This window comes from Streptomyces sp. WMMB 714 (genome assembly GCF_900090125.1).
Taxonomy (GTDB): Bacteria; Actinomycetota; Actinomycetes; order Streptomycetales; family Streptomycetaceae; genus Streptomyces; species Streptomyces daqingensis.
Genome location: NZ_FMHJ01000008.1, coordinates 200,711 through 217,463, shown reverse-complemented (window position 1 = coordinate 217,463; position 16,753 = coordinate 200,711). Strand labels below are relative to the sequence as shown.

Below are 16,753 nucleotides of genomic sequence, written 5' to 3'. Positions count from 1 at the left end.
CGTCTGCCGCCACCCCGCCGTTGCCGCCGCCCCGCCGTCGCACTGGCCGGGCGTCAGCGGGCGACGGCGAGCAGCACCGCGGACGCCGTGGCGCACGCGGCGAACATTGCCAGCAGCGCCACCGTCACCCGCAGCAGGAGACGGCCGCGGAGCTGCTCGTAGCGCTCCGTGTACTCCTGCCGGAGCTCCCCGCAGCGTTGCACTGTCGCCTCCAGTACCCGCCGAGTGAGCGCCATCCGCTCGTCGGTGTAGAGGCTCACGACCTCCTCGTGCTGGGCTGACGTCAGCCACGGCAGCCGGTCCGCGAACGCCTCCGCCTCGGTGCGGGCGTTCTCCCGGTACGTCTGCGCCAGCAGGTAGCCCTCCAGCTGGGCGATGCCCCGGGCTGCCTCGTCCCGGCCGGTGGTGGACCTCCGCACGGCCGTACGTCAGCTCTCGCGCGGCGGGTTGACCACCGCGGGCGGTTCGGCGGACGCCTGTTCGGGGTGGTGCAGGTCGAAGGCGGGGGACTCGGAACGGATGCGGGGCAGCGTGAGGAAGTTGTGCCTGGGGGGCGGGCAGGACGTCGCCCACTCCAGGGAACGGCCGTATCCCCACGGGTCGTCGACGGTGACCTTCTGGCCGGACGCGGCGGTCTTCCACACGTTGTAGAGGAACGGCAGGGTCGACAGGCCGAGTACGAAGGCGCCGATGGTGGAGATGGTGTTGAGCGCGGTGAACCCGTCGCTGGCGAGGTAGTCCGCGTACCGGCGCGGCATCCCTTCGGCGCCCAGCCAGTGGTGGATGAGGAACGTGGTGTGGAAGCCGATGAACAGGGTCCAGAAGTGGATCTTGCCGAGGGTCTCGTCGAGCATACGGCCCGTGAACTTCGGCCACCAGAAGTAGAAGCCGGCGAACATCGCGAAGACGACCGTCCCGAAGACCACGTAGTGGAAGTGGGCCACGACGAAGTAGCTGTCGGTCACGTGGAAGTCCATCGGCGGAGACGCGAGGAGCACGCCCGTCAGGCCGCCGAAGAGGAAGGTCACGAGGAAACCGACGCTCCACAGCATCGGCGTCTCGAACGACAGCGAACCTCTCCACATGGTGCCGATCCAGTTGAAGAACTTCACACCCGTGGGCACCGCGATGAGGAACGACATGAAGGAGAAGAACGGCAGGAGCACCGCCCCGGTCGCGAACATGTGGTGGGCCCAGACCGTGACCGACAGCCCCGTGATGGCGATCGTGGCGCCCACCAGTCCGACGTAGCCGAACGTCGGTTTGCGGCTGAAGACGGGAAAGATCTCGGTCACCACTCCGAAGAACGGCAGCGCGATGATGTAGACCTCGGGGTGGCCGAAGAACCAGAACAGGTGCTGCCACAGCAGAGGTCCGCCGTTGGCCGCGTCGTAGATGTGCGCACCGAACTTGCGGTCCGCCTCCAGTGCGAAGAGCGCCGCAGCGAGCACGGGGAACGCGAGCAGCACGAGCACGCTCGTCAGCAGCACGTTCCAGGTGAAGATCGGCATGCGGAACATCGTCATCCCGGGCGCGCGCATGCAGATGATCGTCGTGATGAAGTTGACGGCGCCGAGGATGGTGCCGAACCCGGAGAGCGCCAGTCCCATCACCCACAAGTCCCCGCCGATGTACGGGGTGTGCTCGCCATCGGAGAGCGGCGTGTACGCGAACCAGCCGAAGTCGGCGGCTCCTTGCGGGGTGAGGAAGCCCGCCACCGCGATCAGGCCGCCGAAGAAGTACAGCCAGTACGACAGCATGTTCAGCCGGGGGAACGCCACGTCGGGCGAGCCGATCTGCAGCGGCATGATCGCGTTGGCGAAACCGGCGAACAGCGGGGTCGCGAAGAAAAGCATCATGATGGTGCCGTGCATCGTGAACGCCTGGTTGTACTGCTCGGCGGAGATCAACTGCATTCCGGGCCGGGCCAGTTCGGCCCGCATGAGCAGGGCGAGCAGTCCTCCGAGGAGGAAGAACACGAAGCCGCTCACCATGTACAGCGAGCCGATCTTCTTGTGGTCGGTGGTGGTGAGCCACGTGACGGCCACGGCCCCTGGTGTGCGTTCACGGGCACGCTCCCGTGGCGGCTCGGTCAGCACTGACATGGTGGCCCCTTTGCTCGCCTGTGTTCATCGGTGTTCGTCTGCGATCGCGGCAACCCGTACGACTGCGGCGGGCGTTGCGATGCCGGTTGCACGACGTTCGTACCTTCCGCTCCTCCGGAAACGAGCACTTCACCCATACGTGGGCCGTGCCCGGTCGTGATTGCCTGCCGGGGGGCGGCGCTCCGGGCGGTTGCGGGACGCGTCACGCTCGTGGGTCGAAGCAGCGGATCGGGGTACGCAGGGAAGGCGTCGCAGAGCCAACGACACCCGGGGAGCAGACCGATGGCCGAAGCAGCGGCAGCACCCCACCCGGGCCGGACGGCCCCGCCCCAGGGCCTGCCCGCCAGGGCCGCGCAGTGGTGGCGGCGGGCGGTCCGCAGCACGGGGCCCGAGCGGCACACGCTGACGCTCATCGGTAAGAGTGCGCTGGTCGCGAGCCTCTCCTGGTATCTGGCCAACGACGTCATGCAGGCTCAGAGCCCCGCGTTCGCGCCGTTCTCCACGGTGCTGATCGTGCAGATCACCGCGTACCAGTCCGTCGTGCAGGCGTTGCGCTATGTGGGAGCCGTGACGGCCGGAGTGGCACTGCAGGGGCTGGTGGGCGCCCTTGCGGGGCCGACCATGCTGAGCTTCGCGCTCGTCGCACTGATCGCGGTGGCGATCGGACGGTGGGGGCGTCTGGGCTCGCAGGGCACGCAGGTGTCGACGGCGGCGTTCTTCGCCTTCTCCATCTATGCGGCCGCGCCGGGGGAGCGCCAGGGCCTCGAGTCTCTCGGGCAGATCATCCTGCTCGTCCTGATCGGATGCGGCGTCGGGATCGTCGTGAACGTCCTGATGATGCCGCCGATGCGCTACCGCAGCGCCGAGCACGGGATACACGCGCTGGGGCAGGGCCTCCTGGACCTCGCCGGCGAGATGTCCCCGACGCTGCGGGAGGGAACCCTGGACGATGAGCGGACGCAGCGGTGGCGGCAGCGCGCTGCGCGGCTCGCGCCGCTGGCAGGTCAGGCGCAGTCGTCCGTGCGGACGGCCTGGGAGAGCATCCGCTTCCACCCCCGCCGACTCCTGGGCCGGCGGCGGCAGTGGTCGGGCTTCCACGGCTACCAGTCGCTCGTCGACGCCCTGGAGCGGGTCACGTACCAGGTCGTGTCGATGACGCGCAGCTTTGACCAGTGCCCCGAGGAGGGCGTCAGCTCCGAGCACCGGGAGTTCCTCAGCCACTACGGGAGGTTCCTGGCCGGTTTCGAAGACGCCGCGCAGGTGCTCGCACACCTCGACGAGGACCGGTTCACGCAGCAGTTGCACGAGCTGCGCGACGCCGTGGACCGGGCGGAGAGGGCGCGCACCCGGATGGCCGAGAACGCCGACGCGAGCCCGCTTCCGGTGAGCGATCCTTCGGAGCCGTACGGGATCCTCCTGGCCGAAGCGGTCCGCCTGACCGACGAGATACGGCACACCCGCGACGTACTGGAGAAGGTCGCGGGGGAGAGCGGGCCCGTCGTGGTAGGGCGCGATCTCCGCTGACGTGACGGCCGGAGCGACCGCGGCGACGAGGAGAGGAGGCCGGACATGCCGAGCACGAGCAGCCGTGCGCTGGCCGCGGCCATGTCCGCAGTCGGACACAAATTCGGGTACCGCGACCTCGTCCAGGTCCGGCGCAAGGTGGAGAAGCAGCTGACGCGTCCGGCCCACTTCGGCCCGCCCGGACACCTGGACAGGACGTGCGCCGTGACGCTGCGCTTCGACCACGGCTTCCCCTGCTACGAGGTCGTCCCGCACGGGCGGACCCCTCAGGTGCGCGTGCTCTATCTGCACGGCGGCGCCTACATCGAGGAGATCGGCTACAACCACTGGGCGCTGATCAAGGAACTGGCCGCGCAGGCGCCCGCTCAGATCGTCGTCCCCGTCTATCCGCTGGCCCCGCGGGGAACGGCGGGGGAGTTCCTGCCCCGCCTCACCGCACTGGCCAGGGAGCTGACCGCCGCACCGGTGCCCGCGGTCTTCATGGGCGACTCGGCCGGCGGCGGGCTCTCCCTTGCCGTGGCCCAGCGCCTGCACGGGCAGGGCGACGCGCCGCCCGCTCGGCTCACCCTTCTCTCGCCGTGGCTGGACGCCGCGCTCAGCGACCCGGACGCGGAGACGATCCAGCCGCACGACCCGATGCTGGCCGTCGAACCGCTCCGCTACACGGGCGGACTGTGGGCGGGGGACCTGGCCCCGTCCGATCCCGCGGTGAGCCCGCTGAACGGCCGCATGGACGGGCTGCCACCCACGGAGGTCTACATCGGCGACCGCGACATCCTCCTTCCCGACGCCAGGCGTTTCACTGAGCGGGCGACATCCGCCGGAGTAGCCGTCGATCTCCATGAAGCACCCGGACAGATCCACGCCTATCCGCTGTGGCCCGTGCCCGAAGGGCGCGACGCGAGGGAGCAGATCCTCTCCGGGCTCCGGCTCACGGCTCGCACCGCCGGGAGCACGGCCGGCGCGGGCGGCTCCCCGACGCGCGGGACCGGCGGCGGGGGCGCGGCTCCGGACGGCGTGCCGTTCCGCTGAGGGGGCGGGGCGGACGGGCCGCGTGTGTCGGAGCGCCGTGAACGGTCACCCGTCCCCGTAGCGGACGAAGCAGACCCGAAGGGGTGCGGACGGATGCGCTACGAGGAGTTCACCGGGCAGGTGCAGGCACGTGCCGGGCTGGGGAGCCGCCAGGACGCCGAAGCGGCCGTACGGGCCACTCTGGAGACCGTCGCCGAGCGCGTCCCCGACGGACTGGCCGACCACCTCGCCGCGCAGCTGCCGCACGAGGCCGCCGAGCCGCTGCGGCGCGCCGTCGCCGAGCACGAGGCGTCGCCGCACGTGAGGGCGGAGGCCCGGGTGCGGGGTGAGCCGTTCGATCTGCCCGTCTTCGCCGGACGCGTGGCGTGGCGGGCTGAGACCTCCGAGGAGGACGCCCTGGTGCGGGCGGCGGCAGTCCTGAACGTCCTGGACGCGGCCGTGGCGCCCGAACTCATGCGGAAGCTGGAGGGGGCCCTTCCGCCGGACATCCGCGACGTCCTGCCCTCCGGGCGCGCGAGTGTGCCGGGCGGCGCGGCCGGACCGCCGGACGACGCGGCAGCACAGTGAAGCCGACAGGGAGCGCAGCGGACCCGCGAGGGCCCGCTGCCGTATGCGCCCGCACGGCCGTATGCGCTCGCACTGCCGCAGGCGAATCCAGTCGGCCGACGTCTGAAGATGCCGGCAACCGGACAGAGAGACGCACCCCGCGCGAACAGCACAGCTGAGCTGAGCACCGCTACGCAGACGACCGGCGCGGGGCACCTGGAGCGCCCGGCGGACAGAAGGAGACGCAGATGAATCCTCGGAACCCTCGCACCTCCCACGGCGCCGAAGGGGCGGGCGGCGGATCAGGCGGCGGCCGCGGGGACGGTGCCGGACTGCGCGTCGTGGTCGTCGGAGCCACCGGCAACGTCGGGACGAGCGTCGTCAAGGCGCTGTCGGACGATCCGCAGGTCGGATCGGTCCTCGGGATCTCGCGCCGCCTCCCCGGCTGGTCACCGCCGAAGACGGACTGGGCCTCCGTGGACATCGGCCGGGGCGGTTACGACGGAGGCGGCGCCGCGGACGCCGGGAGCGGCGCCGGCGGATGGCACGCCGTCGGGCAGACGGACGAGGCGAAGGACGATCTCGTGCGGCTGTTCAAGGGCGCCGACGCGGTCGTCCACCTGGCGTGGCTGTTCCAGCCGACGCACCGTCCCGTCGTCACGTGGCGTACGAACGTGCTCGGAAGCCTGCGGGTCTTCCAGGCGGTGGCGGACGCCGGCGTCCCCGCGCTGGTCCACGCCTCGTCCGTCGGCGCCTACGCTCCCGGCCCGAAGCACCGGCAGGTCGACGAGGCCTGGCCCACGCACGGCTGGCCGGAAGCGGCCTACTGCCGCGAGAAGTCGTATCTGGAGCGCGCTCTCGACAGCTACGAGCGCGAGCACCCGGGCGTCCGCGTCGTGCGCATGAGGCCGGGATTCCTGTTCAAGAAGGAGTCCGCGAGCGAGCAGCGCCGGCTGTTCGCGGGTCCGTTCGTGCCGCAGCGGCTGGTCCGTCCGGGGCTGCTGCCGATCGTCCCCGACCTGCCGGGCCTGCGCTTCCAGGCGATGCACACCGACGACGCGGCCGAGGCCTACCGCCTCGCCGTCACGGGCAGCGCACGCGGCGCGTTCAACCTCGCGGCCGACCCCGTGGTCGACGCCGGACTGCTCGCCGAGCTGCTGGACGCCAGGGTCGTCCGGATGCCGCTGCGCCCCGTGCGTACAGCTCTCGCCGCGGGGTGGCACTCGCATCTGCTGCCCGCGTCGCCCCAGCTGTTCGACGCGGTGCTGCGGCTGCCGCTGATGAACTGCGGCAAGGCCCGGCAGGAGCTGGGATGGTCACCCAGGTGGTCGTCGGAGGAAGCACTGGGCGAGTTCCTGCAGGGCCTGCGGACGGTCGCCGGAATGGACACACCGACGCTGGCCAGGCGCATGCCCGGCGGCGGCCGGCTGCGCGAACTGCGTACGGGTGTGGGCGAGCATCCCTGAACGGCTTGCCCGGCCTGTCAGCCTCGCGTGAGCTGACTGTCCGGTCGGCTGACGGACAGTGCGAGTCTCCGGAGCCGCCTGTGCGCCTGGTCCGTGCGGGACGGACGCCCCGCTCCGTACCGCACGGGCAGCCGCCCGCGAGGGGGCGCAGGCGCACAGTCAGCGGGGCTGCGCGGGCTGGATCGCCGAACGGCTGGACGGTGCGTCGGTGGAGTAGGCGAGGTGGTTGCGGACCTCGACGACACCGGCCACCCCGCGGACGAGCTTGTCCACGACGAGCAGCAGATCACGGTGGGCGACGATGCCCTGCAGCGTCACCCGCCCGTCCGTGACCGTGACTCTGACCTGGGACGGGCCGATGCCGAGTGTGTCCGACAGGACCTCGGCCGTGATCTCCGCCCGCACGTCCGCGTCCTCGCGGAGGAACGAACGCAGGATGTCGCTCCTGCTGAGGAAGCCGACGAGCTGATCGCCCGCGTCGACGACGGGAAGCCGCTTGACCCGGCGGCGTTCCATCGCCCGCACCGCCTCGGGCAGCGACCACGCGGGAAGCGCCGTCACAGCCGGGCTGGTCATCACGTCGCCCGCTGTCGGGGCGGCGCGGTTCCTGTGACGTGCTCCGGCGGTTGGGCCGGGCGTGCGCGGCAGCGCGGGCAGCGGCGCGCGGGCAGCGGGGGAGCGGTCTCCGCCGTACCGCAGGTCCCGCTGCGAGACGACGCCCACGGGGTGCCCCTCGTCGTCGATCACTGGGACAGCGTGAACGTGGTGCTCGGCGATCAGCGCCGCGACCTCCTCCAGACCCGTGCCGCGCCGCACCGCGACGCCCGGGGCGGACATCAGCTCGCCGACGCTGCCGGAGTGCAACGGTCCCACCTCCCTTTCCGGCCCCTGCGTCCGTGAGGGCGCTGGGCCGGGCTTCTGCGCCCCAGTCTCGTCCTCGCGGAGGCCCGGGTGCAGATCCGAACGACACACAAAGGGCGGCTGTTGGTCCCGTTCCCGCAGGACCCGACCGCGCACGTTCCCTGTCCGGCCGGCCGCACGGTGGACGCGCGGGTGGCGCGTGCGGTGGGCGTCCTGCGGGTGTGCACCAGCAAGGCCGTCCTCTGTCCGGGAGGGTCGCGTACAGCTCCTCAGGCGGCGGGCTCCAGTGGGCTGCGGGGCCCATCCCATGCCGTCGCGCAGGCGCGGGGCTACTGTTTGGACGAGAGAAACCGGCAATTCTGCCGAATCCTCCCGTTCCGGGCGGAGGTCGATGAGCGCTGTGCAGCACGAAGACGACGGGCCCACCGGCCACCTGCCCCGTATGCAGCTCGACGACCTCCTCGAGGAGCTGCAGGTACGGATCGACGCCGTGCGCGGCACACGCGACCGCATCCACAGCCTCCTCGAAGCAGTGCTCTCCGTGGGGCGGGAACTGGAGCTGTCACAGGTGCTGCAGCGCATCGCGGAAGCGGCGGTGCTGCTCGTCGACGCGGAGTACGGCGCGCTCGGAGTGATCGGTGAGGACGGCACATTCGCGCAGTTCATCCCCGTGGGCGTGACCGACGAGCAGGTCAGGGCCGTCGGCCCGCTGCCCACGGGGCACGGACTGCTCGGCGAACTCATCCGCAACCCGATGCCCCTGCGGCTGCCCGATCTCGCTCAGCACCCGTCCTCGCGGGGCTTCCCACCGCACCACCCCCCGATGCGCTCGTTCCTCGGGGTGCCCATCCGTGTACGCGACGAGGTGTTCGGCAACCTCTACCTGGCCGAGAAGCGCGACAGCAAGGAGTTCGACAGCGAGGACGAGACGGTCCTGTCGACGCTCGCCGCTGCCGCCGGAGTGGCCATCGAGAACGCCAGGCTGTACGAGGAGGCCAACTACCGTCAGCGCTGGATGGAGGCGAACGCCGAGGTCACGCGCGCGTTGCTCTCCGGCGTCGGGGAGAGGCGGGTCCTCGGACTGATCGTCGAACTCGCGCGCGACATCCTCTCCGCCGACCTGGGCGTGCTGGCGCTGCCCGAGGAGAACGGCGAGGTGCTGAGAGTGGCCGCGGCGTACGGGACCGACGCCGACGCCCACCGCGGTCTGCTGCTGCCGCGCGAGGGGTCCTTCGTGGGTGCGGCGGTCGACGCGGGGGAGGTCACCACGAGCGTGGACGTCGAGCACGATCCCCGCGTCACAGCGGGCCCGCCCCGCTGGGCCGGCATGGGGCCCGCCGTCGCCGTGCCGATGATCGCGGAGGACGCCTCGCGCGGAGTGCTGCTGCTCGCGCGGTCCAAGCCGCGCCCGCCCTTCGCCGACACCCAGACGGCGCCGCTCAGCGCCTTCGCGGGCCAGGCGGCGGTCGCCATGGAGCTGGCCGAACGGAGGCGCGACGCCGAGCAGATCGCACTGTTCGAGGACCGCGACCGCATCGCACGCGACCTGCACGATCTGGCGATCCAGCGACTGTTCGCGACGGGGATGACCCTGCAGAGCGCCATGCGGTTCGTCGAACACCCCAAGGCGGGAGAGCGGCTGATGCGTGCGGTGGACGACCTCGACGCCACCATCAAGATCATCCGCTCGACGATCTTCGGGTTGCGCGCACACGACACCGAGCCGGGCGGGGAGGGGCTGCGCAGCCGCCTCACGGACGCGGTGCAGGACGTCGCACCGGCACTGGGATTCACACCCGCGCTGCGTCTGGAGGGGCTGCTGGAGACGGAGGTGCCGGCGGAGATCGCCGACCAGGCAGTCGCCGTGCTGCGGGAGGCCCTGTCCAACGCGGCCCGCCACTCCGGAGCGGACGCCGTCCAGGTGGCGGCGGAGGCGGAAGGGGGCGCCTTCCGGCTCACGGTCGAGGACGACGGGGTGGGCGTCCCCGCCGGGGCGCAGCACAGCGGCCTGCACAACCTCGCTGAGCGTGCGGAACGGCTGGGCGGCGAGCTGCGCCTGGAGACCCCCGAGGCGGGTGGGACGCGGCTGCTGTGGCGTGTACCGCTGCGCAGGCCCACTGGCTGAACCGCTGCGCCTGGCAACCTCTGCGCCTCTCAGCCGCTGAGCTTCTGGACCGCTGAGCTTCTGGACCTCGGGACCTCGGGACTGTGGCCGCTTCACATGCGTGGCTTGCGCGCCGCCGGCCAGGACGTCCGGCGCGATACGGGGGCAGTGCGGCACCGAGGTGGCGCAGTGGTTCAGCCAGTCGACCAGCACGCCAATAGGCCAGTCGACCAGTGCGCCAGTGCCCCGGCGTCCGCCCGTACCCCCCCCGGTACCCGCCCGGTGCCGCCAGCCCGTCACGGTCGGCCGCACGCCGTGCGACCCCTCGGCTTCAGTGCGAATGGTGCCGCCGGGTCTCCTCCTGGACGTGCGCCTGCGTGGCCAGAACAGCGGCCTGCACGCGCCGTTCGACGCCCAGCTTCGCCAGCAGCCGTGAGATGTGGTTCTTCACCGTCTTCTCAGACAGGTAGAGCCGCTTGCCGATCTCCTGGTTCGTCATCCCCTCCCCGATGAGCGCGAGGATGTCGCGTTCCCGGGGGGAGAGGTCCGCGAAGGCGGCGGGACCCTGCTCGTCCTTGTGCGCGTCCGGGCCCCGGAGGCTGCCCATCAGCCGCGCCGTCGTCGCCGGGTCGAGCATCGACTGCCCGGCCGCCACGGTCCGCACGGCCGAGACCAGGTCGGAGCCCTTGATCTGCTTGAGGACGTAGCCGGCCGCACCCGCCATGATCGCGTCGAGCAGCGCTTCGTCGTCGTCGAAGGAGGTCAGCATCAGGCACGCGAGGTCGGGCATCTGGGAGCGCAGCTCCCGGCAGACGGTCACGCCGTCGCCGTCGGGCAGCCGCACGTCCAGGACCGCCACATGGGGCCGCAGCGCCGGCCCGCGCGTGAGCGCCTGCTCGGCGCTCGCCGCCTCGCCGACGACGTCGATGTCCGCCTCGGACTCCAGCAGGTCGTGCACTCCGCGCCGTACGACCTCGTGATCGTCCAGCAGCAGCACCCGGATGGGGTTCTGCTCGGAGAACGTGCGCTGATCGCTCATGTCGGCCCTCGTGATTCCGCTCGTTTCCGCCCGTCACGTCTGCCGCGTCCGTCTGTGACTGTCCGCGTCGCAGCCGTCTGTCCGCATCGTCACTCCCCGGTCCGGCGCGCGAATAGGGCCGAACGGACCCGACCAGGGCCGAGAGGAGGCCGGTCGTCCACCGATCGGTGGCCGTTCGGCCCCCTTGGGAGTCCGCGTACAGGTCACCTGATGCGTGAAGCCGGGTTGCCGCCCGCTGAGGGGAGTCGGCTGATGAAGAACAGGAAGTGGCTGTGGCGCTGGCGGAAGAACCCGCTGAAGCGCCGTTCCGACCGGGTGGAGGCGTGGGTGGGCCTCGCCGCCGGGGCCGCCATGGCGGTCAGTGCGCCGGTCGCCGGAGCGGCGGCCTCGGACGCCCTCGGGGACAACCTGCGGGAGAGTTCGCACCTGACCCGGACGAAGGCCGTGCTGCTCGAGGACGCGCCGACCACGGACAGCTTCGCCACCGTGACAGGTGATCCCAGGGTCCCCGCGAAGGTCCGCTGGGAGTCGGCGGACGGTCACTCCAGGACGGCCCGTGCACCTGTCGACGCGGGCACCCCTGCCCGGGAGAAGGTCACGGTGTGGCTCGACAGCCGCGGAATCCCGCGGCAGCCGCCACCGGGCACGACGGAGATCCGGGGGGAGAGCGCTGCGGCGGGCAGCGCCGCGGCTGTGGCGACCTGCTTCGTGATCGCGGGCGGCTGCTGGCTCTCGCGACGGCGGATCGACGCCACCCGGGCCAAGGAGTGGGAGCGGGAGTGGGCGGCCGTCGGACCGTGGTGGAGCCGCAGCGAATAGTGCACCGCAGGCTCCCGGAGGGACCGACTGCCGGACTGCCGGACTGGACGACGACTCAGGCAGATGCTCGACGGATCGGCGTCCTCCGTCGAGCATCTGCCCGGGAGCGGCGCTGGACCTGCATCAGGGCACGATGTCGAGCACGTCCCCGGTCGGCCGTGGCTGCGTCGGCTCCCCGCGCGGCCCGTAGGTCAGCCGGATCACTGTCTGCACGGGGCCCGTCCCCCACACGGGGTCGCGCAGCAGCCAGCGCAGCTCCGTACGCTCCAGCGCCTGCGTCGCGAACGAACTCGCCAGCCCCTCTCTCGTCGCCACCAGCAGCAGGCGCTCCATGGCCTGGCCGGCGGCCAGCCAGTCGGCGGGCCGGTCCTGCTCGGTGTAGATCAGCCCGAGGTGCGGTACCGGCCGGGCGTCGGACTGGCCGCGCAGTCCCGCCTCCGCGGAACCGCGGGCAGAGCCGCGCGACGGCGAGCGCCCGTCGCGCTCGGCGGGACCGAGGGCGCTCTCGGACATGCCCTCCACGACGTGCGGGCCGGACGGCGACGTGCCCTCCAACGTCACTCCGGTACGGAACAGGCGTGCCTCTTCCGGGTCGCCGAGCCGGTGCGAATCCAGTTCCGCCTGCTCGATCAGGTCCAGGACGAGGGCCAGGTGCCAGCCGGAGATGAAGGCCAGCCGCGCCCCCTCCGCACGGACCTGGTCGACGAGGAGGTTCACCAGCGGGGACGGGATCGGCCGCTCGGCGTACGGAAAGTGGCTCTTCCGCCGCTCCGCGATCGCACTGTGGAGCCGTGCCACCTCCGGGTCGGTCGAGTTGCCCGTGTCCATCAGCGTCACCGTGGCGAGCGTCTGGGGGTCGGCCGGGTCGGGCAGCAGACGTGTCACTGGACGGAACCCGGCATGCTGAGCGGCGACCCGCAGATTGAACAGCGCAGCTCCGCAGCCCACGTGGAGGGAGCGCATCTGAGGATCGGACTGCGACATTCCGCGCCCGAAGTGCGCGTACAGGGTTATCGAATGGTCGGCCCGCCTGTAGCGGAATCGCCACGGCTGTGCGTTGTGCATGGACGGTGCCGTAGAGGCATCGCGGACAAGACTCTCGACCACCTCGTCGTCAGTGAATGAGGTGGGATGCATGAGCCCTCCTGCCTCCTTCCCGGTTCACGACCGCTTCACGAAGTGACGGGACGCGCGTCCCACTCGAAAGCCTGCTGCGCCGGACGCGCGAGCGGCGAGGGCCCGGGGGAACCGGAAAAGGGGCCGAATGTCCCTGGACACGGGGGACGGGGGCGCGCGGGGACGGCGAAAGCCCGCCCCCGCGCCCTGACACGGCGCACGCGGGACGGACACGAGGCAGCACCCCGCCGGGAGTGTCCCGACGGGGTGCTGCCTCAGAGAGCCGCAGATCCGCCCTGTTGGCGCCCGTACTTCTGGCCGCCCTGTTTCTGGCCGCCGTGCTTCTGTCCGCCGTGCTTCTGTTCGCCCGGCCGCGTCAGTAGCTCAGCCCGTCGCCGAACTCGTACAGCGACTTCTCCGGATCGTCGAGGGTCGGAATGCTGACGGGAAGCCTTCCCGAGGGGTTGAGGTCGCCGTACAGGGCGTCGTTCACCGAGGCGATGGAGAGGTCGCCGTAGGAGAACGTGGCGAGGTATGCGGGGACGTCGGGGAAGCGCTGGATGTCGTAGGCGTTCCGGACGGCGACCGCGACGACCTGGCTGCCGCTCTTCATGAGGGCCTTCACCAGGGACGCCTGGGCGGCGCCCTTGTCCTTCGCGGACGCGGCGGCGTTGGTCACCACCACTGTCACGTCGTGGTCGCGCGCCGCGGAGGCCGCCTCCTCGATCTTCGCCTCGCTCGGCGTCGGACCGGTCTCCAGGGGGGTGGCGGACTGCCCGGAGCGCTTCCCCACGGCCTCGGCGAGCGCCGCGACCTGGTCGGCTCCCCAGCCGGTGACCAGCACGGAGCGCTCCGCGTCCGAGAGGGGGAGCATCCTGCCCTCGTTGCGTACGAGCGTGACCGTGCGGTCGGTGATGCGCGCTGCGTCCGCGGCGTGCCGCCGGTTCCCGACGAAGCGCTCGGCGCGTGCCTCGTCGACGTACGGGCGGGGGAAGAGGCCGTTGCGCATCTTGTGTTCGAGGATGCGCAGCACGGAGGCGTCGAGGCGCGACTCGGACACGTCGCCGGATTCGACTGCCGCGAGCACGGCGGCGTGTGCGGTGTCCGTCTTCGGGGCGAGCACCAGCTGGTCGCAACCCGCCTGCAGTGCGCGTACGGGGGCGACGTCCGGCGGAAAGTCCTCCGTCGCACCGCCCATGTCGAGGGCGTCCGTGACGATGAGCCCGTCGAAGCCCAGTTCCTCGCGGAGCAGGCCCGTCACGATGGGCTTCGACATGGTCGCGGGGACCTCGCTGGAGTCCAGCGAGGGAACGACGATGTGCGCGGTCATGATCGTGTCGACACCGCGTGCGATGGCCGCGCGGAACGGCGGCAGGTCGATGCTGTCCAGCTCTTCGCGGGTGTGCTTGATGACCGGCAGACCGGTGTGGCTGTCGACGTCCGTGTCCCCGTGTCCGGGGAAGTGCTTGGCGGCGCTGGCGACTTCGCCGCGGTGGTAGCCGCGGACGGAGTCGGCGACGAACGTCGAGCACATGTCGGGGTCGGAGCCGAAGGAGCGGACGCCGATGATCGGGTTGTTCGGGTTGATGTTGACGTCGGCGACGGGAGCGTAGTTCTGGTTGATGCCCATCGCGGCCAGTTCGCTGCCGATGATCTCGGCCGAGCGGCGGACGTCCGTGCGTGAACGGCCCGCGGCCAGCGCCATGTTGCCCGGCAGCTGCGTCGCGGGCTCCAGCATCCGGAAGACGACGCTGCCGCCTTCCTGGTCGATGGAGACCAGCAGCGGGATGCGCGCCCCCGAGCGGAGGGCCGCCCGCTGCAGCCCGTTGGAGAGCTTCGCGACCTGCCGGGCGTCCTTGAGGTTGTCGGGGCCGCGGCGGGCGTCGAAGTAGATCACGCCGCCGGGGCGGTACTTGGCGACGACCTCGGCCGGCGTCGAAACCCCGTACAGCTCCTTGTTCTTGGCGTGCGAGCTGTCGGCACGCGTGCCGTAGACCTCGAGGACGAAGAGCTGGCCGATCTTCTCCTTCAGCGACATCCGGCCGAGCATCGTCCGGGCATTGCGACGGATGCGGGCGGCCTCCTCCGCGGCGCCGGCACCGGCCGGTCCGGCTGCCTGGGCCGGTCCGGCGGAGGCGGCGGTGAGGCCGAAGGCGGCCGCGGCGCCGGCGGCACCGGCCAGGATCTGTCTGCGGGAGGCGGGGTGGTGCGGCTGCGGCGGCGTCTGCTGCATCGTGGTGCTCCTCAAACGGGCGACTCGAACATGCGACTCAAACGGGCGACGTGGAGCCGGGCATACGGGAGCGCACATAGTCGCAGTGCCGGGTTGTGAAGGACCAGACGCCGCGCTGAAGTTCATCGGTCCAGTCCAGTGGCGGCGAGCGGGCGAATGCCAGGTGGGGACGGCGCAGCAGGGGCTGCGGAGAGGCGTACGAGCGGCCATGCGGACGTAGGTGAAAACGCAGCAGCGGTCGCCCCGCCGCCGTCACCGTCGCCGGACTCGTGGCAACGGCGACGGTGACGGGACCAGCCGGCCACAGTGGCCGGAGGGGTGTTCTTCTGCGGAGGGGTGTTGCTCTGTCTGCGCGGTCGCAGCGTCACCTGACTGTCAGTCCGGCCTTCAATGCTTCGGCGATGCGGATCACTCGTTCCGTCTGCACACGGGCAGCTGTACGTGCGGTCTCGTCCACGGGGTTGCTCCCCTGGGCGTCGGTGTGCGAGGTGCCGTACGGATTGCCGTCGACGAACTTGGACGGATCGGTGTAGCCCGGTGCGACGGTGAGGCCGCCGAAGTGGTGGACGGAGTTGTACAGGGCGAGCAGCGTCGACTCCTGGCCGCCGTGCGGGGACGCCGAGGACGTGAACCCGCTGTACACCTTGTCGGCCAGGCGGCCCTCCGCCCAGAGGGGACCGAGCTGGTCGAGTACCTGCTTGAGCTGCGCGGAGACGTTTCCGAAGCGGGTGGGCGTCCCGAGGAGTACGGCGTCCGCCCAGTCCACGTCGGAGGGCGCGGCTTCCGGGATGTCCTCCGTCGCCCGCAGCTTCTCCGCCCACGCGGGGTTGGATTCGATGGCCGACCGGGGCGCCAGTTCGGGTGCGCGGCGCAGCCGGACCTCCGCGCCGGCCTTCTCGGCGGTTTCGCTGATCTCACGGGCGAGTGCGGCGATCGTGCCGGTCGACGAGTAGTAGACGACGGCGACCTTGAGCGGCGCCGCGGTGGTCGGTGCTGCGGTGGTCGGAGCCGGGGTGCTCATGAAGAGAACCTCCTGTCCAGGTGTGGTGCTGTGCTGTGCCTTGCTTGGCGACGCTCCGCCGAGCGGGGGAGCCGCTTCGCGAAGAAATCGTTGAAGGTGGAACTACCCGCTGAGGGCCGGGCAATGGGTGTGATCCGTCCCACAAGTGCGTTGTGCGGCAAAGAAATTGCCCGTCCGGACTTCGCGTCCGTCCGGCCCTCCCAGGGCTCACCGCACCGTCAGGCGCAGGTCAACGACCCAGTGCCTTCTCGTAGCGCTGCACGTCGTGGTAGCGGCCGAACTTCCGGCCGGCCTCGCTGTACGTGCCGACCAGTTCGAAGCCGAAGCGCTCGTGCAGACGCACCGAAGCGGCGTTGGGCACCGTGATCCCGGCGTAGGCGCGGTGCAGGTCCTGCCCCTCCAGCGCCGCGAAGAGATGCTCGTACAGCAGGGTGCCGATCCCGCGGCCCGCGGCCTCGGGGGCCACGTAGACACTGACCTCGACCGAAGTGCTGTACGCGGGCCTCGTCCGGAACGGGCTGCTGCTGGCGAAGCCGAGAACTTGGCCGAATGCGGAACCCCTCGCGCCGGATCGTGTGCCCGAGGGGCCGGGGAGGCCCCTGGAGGCCGCCGGGCTCCCGTCGAGGTCCGAGGGCTCCGCGGTCCCCGCGAAGCTCCCGGTGCCGGCGATCTGCTGCTCCAGCGCAACCATCAGGCGGTACGGGCCGTCTTCAGGGTGGGAGAGCAGCCAGTCACGCCTTTCAGCCGGTGTGAACGGCTCGGTGTCGAACGTGGCGGACGACTCGCGGACGTAGTGGTTGTAGATGTCGGTCAGCGCCTTGAGATCTTCCTCGGCCGCCGCTCTGACCAGTATGTCTGTCGACTCGCTCACCTTCGGATCCCTCCAG

The 16,753-nt window shown here is 71.2% G+C and carries 14 protein-coding genes; 6 read left to right on the top strand and 8 right to left on the bottom strand.

Annotated features, from left to right (window positions below; genetic code table 11):
- Positions 1-53: 53 nt before the first annotated feature.
- Both H181DRAFT_RS16835 and ctaD read right to left on the bottom strand, forming a co-directional pair.
- Complete coding sequence (locus H181DRAFT_RS16835; protein WP_045865294.1) at positions 54-419, bottom strand: hypothetical protein; 366 nt, start codon at positions 417-419, stop codon at positions 54-56.
- 9 nt (positions 420-428) lie between these two features.
- Complete coding sequence (gene ctaD / locus H181DRAFT_RS16830; RefSeq protein WP_045865293.1) at positions 429-2,105, bottom strand: aa3-type cytochrome oxidase subunit I; 1,677 nt, start codon at positions 2,103-2,105, stop codon at positions 429-431.
- A gap of 282 nt (positions 2,106-2,387) precedes the next feature.
- Between ctaD and H181DRAFT_RS16825 the strand changes: the two genes are divergently transcribed.
- The 4 genes from H181DRAFT_RS16825 (at position 2,388) to H181DRAFT_RS16810 (ending at position 6,673) form a co-directional block, all read left to right on the top strand.
- A complete protein-coding gene (locus H181DRAFT_RS16825) occupies positions 2,388-3,629 on the top strand; it encodes an FUSC family protein (protein WP_078895785.1) in 1,242 nt (413 codons plus the stop codon).
- Between the two features lie 45 nt (positions 3,630-3,674).
- Complete coding sequence (locus H181DRAFT_RS16820; RefSeq protein ID WP_052708613.1) at positions 3,675-4,661, top strand: alpha/beta hydrolase fold domain-containing protein; 987 nt, start codon at positions 3,675-3,677, stop codon at positions 4,659-4,661.
- A gap of 93 nt (positions 4,662-4,754) precedes the next feature.
- On the top strand, positions 4,755-5,228 hold the full coding sequence (locus H181DRAFT_RS16815; protein WP_045865292.1) for a DUF2267 domain-containing protein: 474 nt from the start codon (positions 4,755-4,757) through the stop codon (positions 5,226-5,228).
- A 227-nt stretch (positions 5,229-5,455) separates the two neighbouring features.
- Positions 5,456-6,673 (top strand): NAD-dependent epimerase/dehydratase family protein, encoded by a 1,218-nt coding sequence (locus H181DRAFT_RS16810; RefSeq protein WP_078895784.1) that lies wholly within the window; start codon positions 5,456-5,458, stop codon positions 6,671-6,673.
- A 159-nt stretch (positions 6,674-6,832) separates the two neighbouring features.
- Here the strand turns inward: H181DRAFT_RS16810 and H181DRAFT_RS16805 are convergent, their stop codons facing one another.
- Entirely contained in the window at positions 6,833-7,537 is a 705-nt protein-coding gene (locus H181DRAFT_RS16805; RefSeq protein WP_045865291.1) for a CBS domain-containing protein, read from the bottom strand.
- Positions 7,538-7,925: 388 nt separating this feature from the next.
- Between H181DRAFT_RS16805 and H181DRAFT_RS16800 the strand changes: the two genes are divergently transcribed.
- Positions 7,926-9,659, top strand: coding sequence for a sensor histidine kinase (locus H181DRAFT_RS16800; protein ID WP_052708612.1), 1,734 nt, complete (start codon positions 7,926-7,928; stop codon positions 9,657-9,659).
- Between the two features lie 310 nt (positions 9,660-9,969).
- Here H181DRAFT_RS16800 and H181DRAFT_RS16795 read toward each other — a convergent pair whose 3' ends face one another.
- Entirely contained in the window at positions 9,970-10,677 is a 708-nt protein-coding gene (locus tag H181DRAFT_RS16795; protein WP_045865290.1) for a response regulator, read from the bottom strand.
- A 252-nt stretch (positions 10,678-10,929) separates the two neighbouring features.
- Between H181DRAFT_RS16795 and H181DRAFT_RS16790 the strand changes: the two genes are divergently transcribed.
- Complete coding sequence (locus H181DRAFT_RS16790; RefSeq protein WP_045865289.1) at positions 10,930-11,496, top strand: Rv1733c family protein; 567 nt, start codon at positions 10,930-10,932, stop codon at positions 11,494-11,496.
- Positions 11,497-11,619: 123 nt separating this feature from the next.
- Here the strand turns inward: H181DRAFT_RS16790 and H181DRAFT_RS16785 are convergent, their stop codons facing one another.
- The 4 genes from H181DRAFT_RS16785 to H181DRAFT_RS16770 form a co-directional block, all read right to left on the bottom strand.
- Positions 11,620-12,633 carry an Acg family FMN-binding oxidoreductase gene (locus H181DRAFT_RS16785; RefSeq protein ID WP_045865288.1) on the bottom strand — a complete coding sequence of 338 codons (1,014 nt, stop codon included), beginning with the start codon at positions 12,631-12,633 and terminating at the stop codon, positions 11,620-11,622.
- 355 nt (positions 12,634-12,988) lie between these two features.
- Positions 12,989-14,845, bottom strand: a complete 1,857-nt coding sequence (locus tag H181DRAFT_RS16780) for a glycoside hydrolase family 3 protein (RefSeq protein ID WP_045865287.1) — start codon at positions 14,843-14,845, stop codon at positions 12,989-12,991.
- Between the two features lie 364 nt (positions 14,846-15,209).
- The gene (gene wrbA, locus H181DRAFT_RS16775; protein WP_045865286.1) at positions 15,210-15,866 is read right to left on the bottom strand and encodes an NAD(P)H:quinone oxidoreductase; all 657 of its coding nucleotides are present in this window, start codon (positions 15,864-15,866) and stop codon (positions 15,210-15,212) included.
- Positions 15,867-16,095: 229 nt separating this feature from the next.
- Positions 16,096-16,737, bottom strand: a complete 642-nt coding sequence (locus tag H181DRAFT_RS16770; protein ID WP_045865285.1) for a GNAT family N-acetyltransferase — start codon at positions 16,735-16,737, stop codon at positions 16,096-16,098.
- Positions 16,738-16,753 lie beyond the last annotated feature (16 nt).

Excerpts from the sequence above, each read along its gene's own strand:
- ctaD (WP_045865293.1), bottom strand. The coding sequence starts at position 2,105 with ATGTCAGTGCTGACCGAGCCGCCACGGGAGCGTGCCCGTGAACGCACA.
- H181DRAFT_RS16825 (WP_078895785.1), top strand. The coding sequence starts at position 2,388 with ATGGCCGAAGCAGCGGCAGCACCCCACCCGGGCCGGACGGCCCCGCCC.
- H181DRAFT_RS16820 (WP_052708613.1), top strand. The coding sequence starts at position 3,675 with ATGCCGAGCACGAGCAGCCGTGCGCTGGCCGCGGCCATGTCCGCAGTC.
- H181DRAFT_RS16815 (WP_045865292.1), top strand. The coding sequence starts at position 4,755 with ATGCGCTACGAGGAGTTCACCGGGCAGGTGCAGGCACGTGCCGGGCTG.
- H181DRAFT_RS16810 (WP_078895784.1), top strand. The coding sequence starts at position 5,456 with ATGAATCCTCGGAACCCTCGCACCTCCCACGGCGCCGAAGGGGCGGGC.
- H181DRAFT_RS16800 (WP_052708612.1), top strand. The coding sequence starts at position 7,926 with ATGAGCGCTGTGCAGCACGAAGACGACGGGCCCACCGGCCACCTGCCC.
- H181DRAFT_RS16795 (WP_045865290.1), bottom strand. The coding sequence starts at position 10,677 with ATGAGCGATCAGCGCACGTTCTCCGAGCAGAACCCCATCCGGGTGCTG.
- H181DRAFT_RS16790 (WP_045865289.1), top strand. The coding sequence starts at position 10,930 with ATGAAGAACAGGAAGTGGCTGTGGCGCTGGCGGAAGAACCCGCTGAAG.
- H181DRAFT_RS16785 (WP_045865288.1), bottom strand. The coding sequence starts at position 12,633 with ATGCATCCCACCTCATTCACTGACGACGAGGTGGTCGAGAGTCTTGTC.
- H181DRAFT_RS16780 (WP_045865287.1), bottom strand. The coding sequence starts at position 14,845 with ATGCAGCAGACGCCGCCGCAGCCGCACCACCCCGCCTCCCGCAGACAG.
- wrbA (WP_045865286.1), bottom strand. The coding sequence starts at position 15,866 with ATGAGCACCCCGGCTCCGACCACCGCAGCACCGACCACCGCGGCGCCG.